The 7,396-nt window shown below is 67.5% G+C and carries 8 protein-coding genes; 1 reads left to right on the top strand and 7 read right to left on the bottom strand.

Annotation, left to right across the window (positions count from 1 at the left end):
* The first annotated feature begins 59 nt into the window (after positions 1-59).
* Positions 60-1,784, top strand: coding sequence for a sigma-54-dependent Fis family transcriptional regulator (locus G7A99_RS14870; protein WP_163141511.1), 1,725 nt, complete (start codon positions 60-62; stop codon positions 1,782-1,784).
* Positions 1,785-1,793: 9 nt separating this feature from the next.
* On the opposite strand, the gene G7A99_RS14865 is transcribed toward G7A99_RS14870, so the two are convergent.
* From G7A99_RS14865 to G7A99_RS14835, 7 genes are read right to left on the bottom strand one after another with little or no spacing between them, the layout of a single operon-like run.
* Positions 1,794-2,366, bottom strand: coding sequence for an antibiotic biosynthesis monooxygenase (locus G7A99_RS14865; RefSeq protein WP_163141508.1), 573 nt, complete (start codon positions 2,364-2,366; stop codon positions 1,794-1,796).
* Between the two features lie 55 nt (positions 2,367-2,421).
* The gene (locus tag G7A99_RS14860; protein WP_163141505.1) at positions 2,422-3,375 is read right to left on the bottom strand and encodes a catechol 2,3-dioxygenase; all 954 of its coding nucleotides are present in this window, start codon (positions 3,373-3,375) and stop codon (positions 2,422-2,424) included.
* Positions 3,376-3,427: 52 nt separating this feature from the next.
* On the bottom strand, positions 3,428-3,766 hold the full coding sequence (locus tag G7A99_RS14855; RefSeq protein ID WP_163141502.1) for a 2Fe-2S iron-sulfur cluster-binding protein: 339 nt from the start codon (positions 3,764-3,766) through the stop codon (positions 3,428-3,430).
* 30 nt (positions 3,767-3,796) lie between these two features.
* Positions 3,797-4,858: an NADH:ubiquinone reductase (Na(+)-transporting) subunit F gene (locus G7A99_RS14850; protein ID WP_018719553.1), complete on the bottom strand. Its 1,062-nt coding sequence runs from the start codon at positions 4,856-4,858 to the stop codon at positions 3,797-3,799.
* Between the two features lie 25 nt (positions 4,859-4,883).
* Entirely contained in the window at positions 4,884-5,243 is a 360-nt protein-coding gene (locus G7A99_RS14845; RefSeq protein ID WP_026321252.1) for a phenol hydroxylase subunit P4, read from the bottom strand.
* Between the two features lie 14 nt (positions 5,244-5,257).
* The gene (locus tag G7A99_RS14840; protein WP_018719551.1) at positions 5,258-6,799 is read right to left on the bottom strand and encodes an aromatic/alkene/methane monooxygenase hydroxylase/oxygenase subunit alpha; all 1,542 of its coding nucleotides are present in this window, start codon (positions 6,797-6,799) and stop codon (positions 5,258-5,260) included.
* A 20-nt stretch (positions 6,800-6,819) separates the two neighbouring features.
* Entirely contained in the window at positions 6,820-7,095 is a 276-nt protein-coding gene (locus G7A99_RS14835) for an MmoB/DmpM family protein (protein WP_018719550.1), read from the bottom strand.
* Positions 7,096-7,396 lie beyond the last annotated feature (301 nt).

The raw sequence follows: 7,396 nt of genomic DNA, 5'->3' as shown, positions 1-7,396 counted from the left end.
GGTTTCCGGATATCCCGCAACCCGGCAGGCGCGCATGGAGGCGCTGCAGGAGGAGTCCCATGACCGCCAGTCCGGATGCCCCGTCCGGCAGCACCGCCAGCGCCGGCGTGCTTGCCGAGCACCTTCACTTTTCCCCGGACGCGGGGCACATCCAGCTCTTCGACCAGCGCATGCTGCTCATGCATGCCTCCTCATTCGCGGAGCTGCGCCGCGAACTGGTCGCCGAGCTGGGCAATGCCCGGGCCCGCGAGATACTCATGCGACTGGGCTACCAACAGGGCTTCGAGGACGGCCAGCGCATCCGCCGGATCGCCACCGCCAACCCCGCCGAAGCCCTGCCCCTGGGGCCGCGCCTGCGCGAGATGGAGGGCTTCGTGCGCAACCAGCCCATCGAGGCGATGCAGGTGGATCTCGAACGCGGCGAGTTCCGGGGGGATTACGTCTGGGGCGCATCCTGGGAGGCCCAGGCACACCTGCAGCATTTCGGCGTTACCGGAGAGCCGGCGTGCTGGGTAATGGTGGGCTACGCGGACGGCTACTGCACCGCGGTCACGGGCATGCCCATCCACTGGCGCGAGAGCGAGTGCGTGGCCATGGGCCACGCGCGTTGCCGGGTGATCGGCCGGCCGCTGTCGGAGTGGGAGCGCCTGGACCGGCAGGACGCGGGATTCCTGCGCATCGACAGCTTCGTGGGCGCGCGGGACCTCGGCTACGGCGACGACATCGGCGGCCCGGCGGGCAACGTCCAGCACTTCGAGGGCTTCGTGGGCGCCTCCGCGGGCTTCAACAGCGTCGCCCATCTCGTACGCCGCGTCGCGCCCACGGACTCGACGGTGCTCTTCCGCGGGGAAAGCGGGGTGGGCAAGGAATGTTTCACCCGCGCGCTGCACTCGATCAGTCCGCGCTCACAGGGGCCGCTGCTGTCGGTCAACTGCGCGGCGATCCCGCCGGATCTGGTGGAGGCGGAGCTGTTCGGCGTCGAGCGCGGCGCCTACACCGGGGCGGACCGGTCCCGGGCCGGGCGTTTCGAGCGCGCCCACGGCGGCACGCTGTTCCTCGACGAGATCACCAGCCTTCCGCTGCCGGCCCAGGGCAAGCTGCTGCGCGCGCTCCAGGAGCGCGAGGTCGAGCGCGTCGGCGGCACCGAGGTCCGCCGGGTGGACGTGCGCGTGGTCGCCGCCGCGAACCGCGATCTGCGCGAGGAGGTGGACGCCGGGCGCTTCCGCACCGACCTCTTCTACCGGCTGAATGTCTTCCCCATCGAGATACCGCCGCTGCGCGAGCGCCGCGAGGATATCCCGCTGCTCACCGCCCTGTTCCTCAAAAAGAGCGTCAAGCGCTGCAACAAGGCCGTGCGTGGACTTACCCCGCGCGCCTACGCCGCGCTCAACGACTACGACTGGCCGGGCAACGTGCGCGAGCTCGAGAACATGATCGAGCGCGGCGTGATCCTGGCCGACCCGGACGGGGGCATCGACGTCCAGCACCTGTTCGCGGGCGGCGAACAACTCACAACCACCGCCTTCGACCTCGACCCCGGCGGCTCGCTGGTGCCGAGCCACGACCCGGAGCGGGCGGATGTCACCGGGCGCGAGCAGCACCTCGCCGACGAGCTGATCGAGCGCCTGCCCTCCTTCGAGCGCCTGGAGCGGCTGATGATCGAGCGCGCGCTCGAGCGCACCGGCGGCAATGTCTCCGCGGCCGCCCGGCTGCTCGGTCTGCGCCGGGGCCAGGTGGAGTACCGGCTGAAAAAGGGCGAGGCCCCGGGCGGCGGTCGGGCATGAACGCACGGTTCAGCCGTAGAGCCAGCCCTTCAGCAACCGGGTGACCCGCGGCATCACCACGTAGGTGAGCAGCACCACCTGCACGGCCACCACGATGAACAGCGCCACGGGCCCCGGCAGCCCGGCGGTCACCGGTGAGAGCGCCCATTTGACGATGCTGAGCATCAGGTAGACGACGACGGTGAGCGTGAGCGCCATCTTGTGGGGCGAGGGCTGAGCCGCCGCCGGCACCTCCGGCAGGTCGAACCAGAACTCCAGGCCCGTGACCCGCTTGATCGCCGCCTCGCCCTCGACGATGTCGTCCAGGGCCTCTATCCACTGCCGCCGTTCCGCGGACTGCTCCCAGGCCCGGCAGTGGGCGTAGGTGTCGAAGCGGTAGATGAGCACGTACTCGTTGTCCGTCTGCGCCGAGGGGCGCAGCACGTACGCCCCCAGGTGCCCGGAGAACGCCCCGGCGGCGTGGACGATACCGCTCACCCAGCGCTCGTATTCCGCCTCGCACCCCGGGCGCACCCGGCGGGCGACGCTGACCGTCACGGGCCCCTCGCTGCCCGGGGTGATCTCGGTCACGGCTGCGGCCATGGGACTCCTCCGTGTCCGCGGCGCCCCGCCGCGGGGGCGCCGTGCGGGAATGGGCTCACGCGCCCTCGGTGTAGACCGTGGTGAAGGCTTCGTTGAGCTCGCCGGTGTGGTAGAAGATGCCACGCCCGAGCTCGTCCTCGGTCCAGGTGATCACCGGCATGTCCGGCTGGGCGAGGTAGCCGAGGCCGGCGAAGGTCTCGTTGCGGTTGCCGGAGGGGTCGAAGAAGTAGATCGTCGCCCCGCGGGTGATGCCGTGGCGCTGGGGCGTGACGTCGATCTTGACCTTGTTCTTGGCCATGACGTCCGCGGCCTTGAGCACGTCCGACCACTCGTCGAGGAAGAAGGCGCAGTGGTGCAGCCCCTTCACCGGCCCGCCGACGAAGGCGATGTCGTGGGGGGTGCTGGTACGGGTGAGCCAGGTCGCCGCCTTGATGTCGCCGTCGGGGCCGACCAGCACCTGCTCGGTGAGCTTGAAGTCCAGCACGTCCTGCATGAAGGCGGTGGACTCCTCGACCTTGTTCACGCCGCTCTCCGGATCGAGCTCGCACATCAGCAGCGCGTGGTCGAGCCAGTGCACGCCCGCGCCCTTGAGGCCGTCCGGCCACGGATCCGGATTGGTGGTGCTCACCGCCTTGCCGACGTAGGTCTTCTCCGCGTAGAGATACATGAGGTGACCGCTCGGCAGGTAGAACCGCAGGCTGCGGCCGCAGTCCGGCAGCGCACCGGCCGGGCGCTCCTCGACCTCGATGCCGTAGGCCTCGATGCGCCGGCGCAGCACGTCGAGGTCGTCATCCGACTCCACCTTGTAGGCAATGTGGTTCATGCCCGCCCGGTCCGAGGGGCTGAGGATGACGGAGTACTTGTCCCACTCGTCCCAGCCGCGCAGGTAGACATTGCCGTCACCGTCCTGATCGGCGCGCAGCAGGCCGAGGACGTTCTCGTAGTGATGCAGGGCCGCGTCCATGTCCAGCACGCGGATGTTGATGTGGCCGATACGCATGACACCCATGGTGTACTCCTCCTCGTGGTTACGATGGGCGCGCGGTGCGCGCCGATTCCGTTCAGACGAACCCGTAGCGCGGCCGTGTCACGGCCTTGTGCAGTTTTCCGACCACCTCCACCGAGAGATGGCCGCGGGGGTAGCAGCGGCAGGCCAGGACGTAGCCCTGACGCTCCTCCGCCTCGGAGACATGGCTGCGGCTCATGGCCATCGTGGTCACTTCGCCGGTGACCCGGACCTTGCAGACCCCGCAGCCACCGCCGTGGCAGCCCGAGGGGATGCCCTTGCGGCCGAGGCGTGCCATGGCCTTGAGCAGCGTCTCCCGGGCCGGGCACTGGTAGACCTCACCGGTATCGGCGATGCGCACGTCGAACACCGGGCACGGCGCTTCGTCGCTCATGGCCTCTCCTCCTCCCTGTCGGCCGCCGTCTCAGATGGACTTGAACAGCGGACTCTTTCTCTGCTGCTGGGCGGCGTCCGCCGCGGTGATGAACTTCTCCATGAAGATGTCGCGCTCGAACAGACGCCCCCGCATGAGGGTGGTGAGGCAGGCGTCGATCATCGGCGGCGGCCCGCACAGGTAGGCCTTGTGGTCGCTGAACCGGCCGCCGAAGTGCTCGTTGGCGACGTCGGTGACGAACCCGGTGGCCCCGTCCCAGTCGTCCTCCGCGTTCGGCTCGGAGAGCGCGGGCACGTAGGTGAAGTTCGCGTGCTCGGCGGCCAGCGCCTCGAAGAAGTCGTGGTAGTAGAGTTCGGCGCGATGGCGCTGGCCGTAGAACAGCGTGATCTCGCGTTCGTCGCCGGACTCCAGCAGATCCAGGATCATGGACTTGGGGCTGGAGAGCCCAGTCCCGCCGGCGAAGAAGATCACCCCGCCGGGCGCCGACCTGCGCACGAAGAAGCGCCCGTAAGGCCCCGAGACGTGGAGCCGGTCGCCCACCTGCAGCCGCTCGTGGATGTAGGTGGTCGCCTCGCCGCCGGGAACGAGGCGGACATTGAGCTCGATCACGCGCCGCTCGGAGGGCGCGTTGGCCAGCGAGAACGCCCGCGGCATCTCGACGTCCGGCAGGTGGAGATTGACGTACTTGCCGGCCTGGAAGTCCATGTCCCGGTCGAGCTCGATGAACACGCCCTTCGCCGTGGGCGAGAGGTCGACGATGTCCACCACCGTGCCCTCGTAGTCCTCCACCGGCTGGACGACCGCGTCCGGGTCCTCCTCGATGTCGGCCTCGATGGTCACGTCCGACAGCGCATGGGCCACGCACGCGAGGGTGTAGCCCTCCTCGCGCTCGAACTCCATGAGCGCGAAGGGCGAGGCGTCGTCGTCCTCGACCTCGCCCTCGAGCACCTGCACCTTGCAGGTGCCGCACAGGCCGTGGCAGCAGGCGTGGGGCAGGTACAGCCCCTGCCGCAGGGCGGCGTCGAGCAGGCTCTGCTCGTCCTCCACCTCGATGGCCTCGCCCACCGGTTCGATGCTCAGCTCGTGCGACATTGGCTCCTCCTCCCGATGGGGTCTCTCAGGTGGCCACGCCGCCGATGCCGTTGAGGCCCGGCGTACGGAAGCGGATCACCGACTTGTGGCCGATGCCCTGGTCGGCGAGCCCCGCGTCCATGTCCGGGACGAAGGGCTCGCCGTCGACGTTCCACTCGACGGCATCCCAGTCGATGTGCGCCCAGTCCGGATGGGTCGCATACGCCCCCGGGAGGACGTCGCGGACCAGATCCCGAAAGGGCATGTCCGGCGGCAGCGGCAGGCACACCGGCGAGCAGAACATCAGGTGCTGGTCCCAGCCGATATACACGAGCTGGTTCCCGTGGAAATTCTCCTGCCGGTCCGCCGGCGTGGCGCGGTAGTCGTACATCGCTTGCACGGGCATTGCTCTCCCCTCCCCTACTCGTTGACCACGGCCTGGACCTCGCGGTCCGCCTCGGTGTCGGCCATGCCCTTCCAGCGCAGCCAGTTGGCGCGGTCGTTGGACTCCAGGTATTCCTTGTTGTCCTGGCCGTCGACCAGGTGGTAGTACTCCAGGACCTCGGGGATGGACGCGCCGCCGCAGTTGCCCTGGTAGATCTGGTGCACCGGCAGCCAGGCCTGCACGTACTTCTCCGGCTCGTCGTCGAAGATGTCCTTACAGCCATCCGAGCAGAAGTGGTACTGCTCGCCGTTGTACTGGGAGCTGCGGTAGCAGATCTGGGTGGGGTCGTCCGGCTCCGTGAAGAGCATTGGGACCTGGCAGGTCTGGCAGAGCATGGGCAGCGTGGGGTTGTACCAGCGCCCCTTCTCCTTCGTGTGTTGCCGCCAAAACTCGAAGCGCGGCCGGTAGTACTTGTCGAAGGTGTCCGGGTACTTCTCCGAGAGCCACTGCATCTCGGACTCTTCCGGGATCCAGGTATGGAACGCGGCCGCATGGCCAAAATTGTGGAATGTCGCCCACAACTGATGGGAAAGGTGCTCCTTCTCCTTGACCGAGACCTCCCAGTACTTGGGCATGCGGATGCCGTAGCGGGAGAGGTCCTCGAACAGCGCACCGCCGTTCTCCTCGAAGTACATCTCCCAGGCCTCCTTCCAGGACATGACCCGCTTGGGCAGCATGTAGTCCATCATCATGGAAACCAACGAGAGCAGGCGGTAGCCGCGCCAGAACCACTTGTCGATCCACTTCTGGACGATGGGCACGTTGCGCTCGTCCTGCTCGAGCATGAACTTGATCACCTCGAGCCCCAGGGTCATGTGCCGGGATTCGTCCGACTGGGCGGAGAAGCCGAAGGTGACCGTGGCCATGTCACCGTTGTAGGCCGCACCGGACATGAACGGCATGAACAGCAGGTTGGTCAGCACGTACTCGAAGGAGAACGAGATCGCGGTGACGAACTCGAACGGCCCCGCCGACATGGCGTCATCGAAGAACGACTTGGGCACGGACAGGTACCACACCCGCTGGTGCATGTGGTTCCAGTCGTGGAAGCCGTTGAAGTACTTGTTGTACTGGCTGATGGTGTGGATCTGGGTCTGGCAGTGGCGCAGCTCGTCGATGGACTGCATCTGGCAGGCCACCTGCGGGCCGACACCGCCGAACTGCCGGCCGGCCATGGCGAAGCCGCGGTGGGCGGCGTACTCCAGCGGCGAGATCCCGGTGAGGAAGAGCTTCAGGGCGTTGACGTAGCGTGCGTCGGTGACGTTGAGCTGGCCGTTGTTCTGCGAGAACGCATCGATGATGGAGTAGAGCTTGCGCTCCTTCTCCGCCTGGTACTTCCAGTAGGCGTCCACGGTCAGGCGGAAGGGGTCCTCCCACTTGTCCCAGTCGTGGATGTGAATACCCTCGAACTCGGTCTGCGGGAAGATGTCCGACTTCTTCTGGTAGGTCGGCTCCCACGCGAGATCCCGGGTGAATTTCTGGTACTTCTCTCGCAGGTTCAGTCGCTTGGCTGCCATTACTCGACTCCTCCTCGTGTTCAGTCGCCGCGATGGAGGACGAACGCGTCGTCGTCCTCATCGATGTTGCCGGACAGCGAAATAAGGTTGATGTGCAGCTCCTGGGGGTCCCAGTCGCGCCCGATCAGGTCCTCGACGGTTTCGCGGCGGACCACGATCCGCCCGGGCGCGTCGATCTTGACCATGGCCGGGGCGTACTCGACCCGGGCCTCGGCGTTGTCCTGCTCGATGGCCTCGATGATGGGTCGCGCCTCCTCGTTGTTCTGAAGCGCGATGAAGACGTTGTTGTTCGCCATTGCTCCTCCTGTTTTTCGGTTGCCCGCCGACGGTGCTTGTCGTGTCGGGCTTGGGGCCCGGGGACAGCGACTTCCGGGACACGCCACAAGTACCTCCCTGTAGGCTCGACTGCGGCCGTCCCTGGCCGCAGACGGTCCCGGAACCCGCTGTCCCCGGACCTATCCACCGTCCTACCGGCGGTGGGTACGTCTCACTCGATATCCAGACCTGCCTTCTTCTTCGCCCGGGTGGCGAGCTCCTCGCGCAGCCCGGCCATGACCTCGTCGGCCCGTTCGCCGAAGACCTCGGTGGCCACCGGCT

This window comes from Arhodomonas sp. KWT (genome assembly GCF_010993615.1).
The sequence above is the reverse complement of the archived record's forward strand: the minus strand, read 5'-3'. Positions and strand labels throughout refer to the sequence as shown.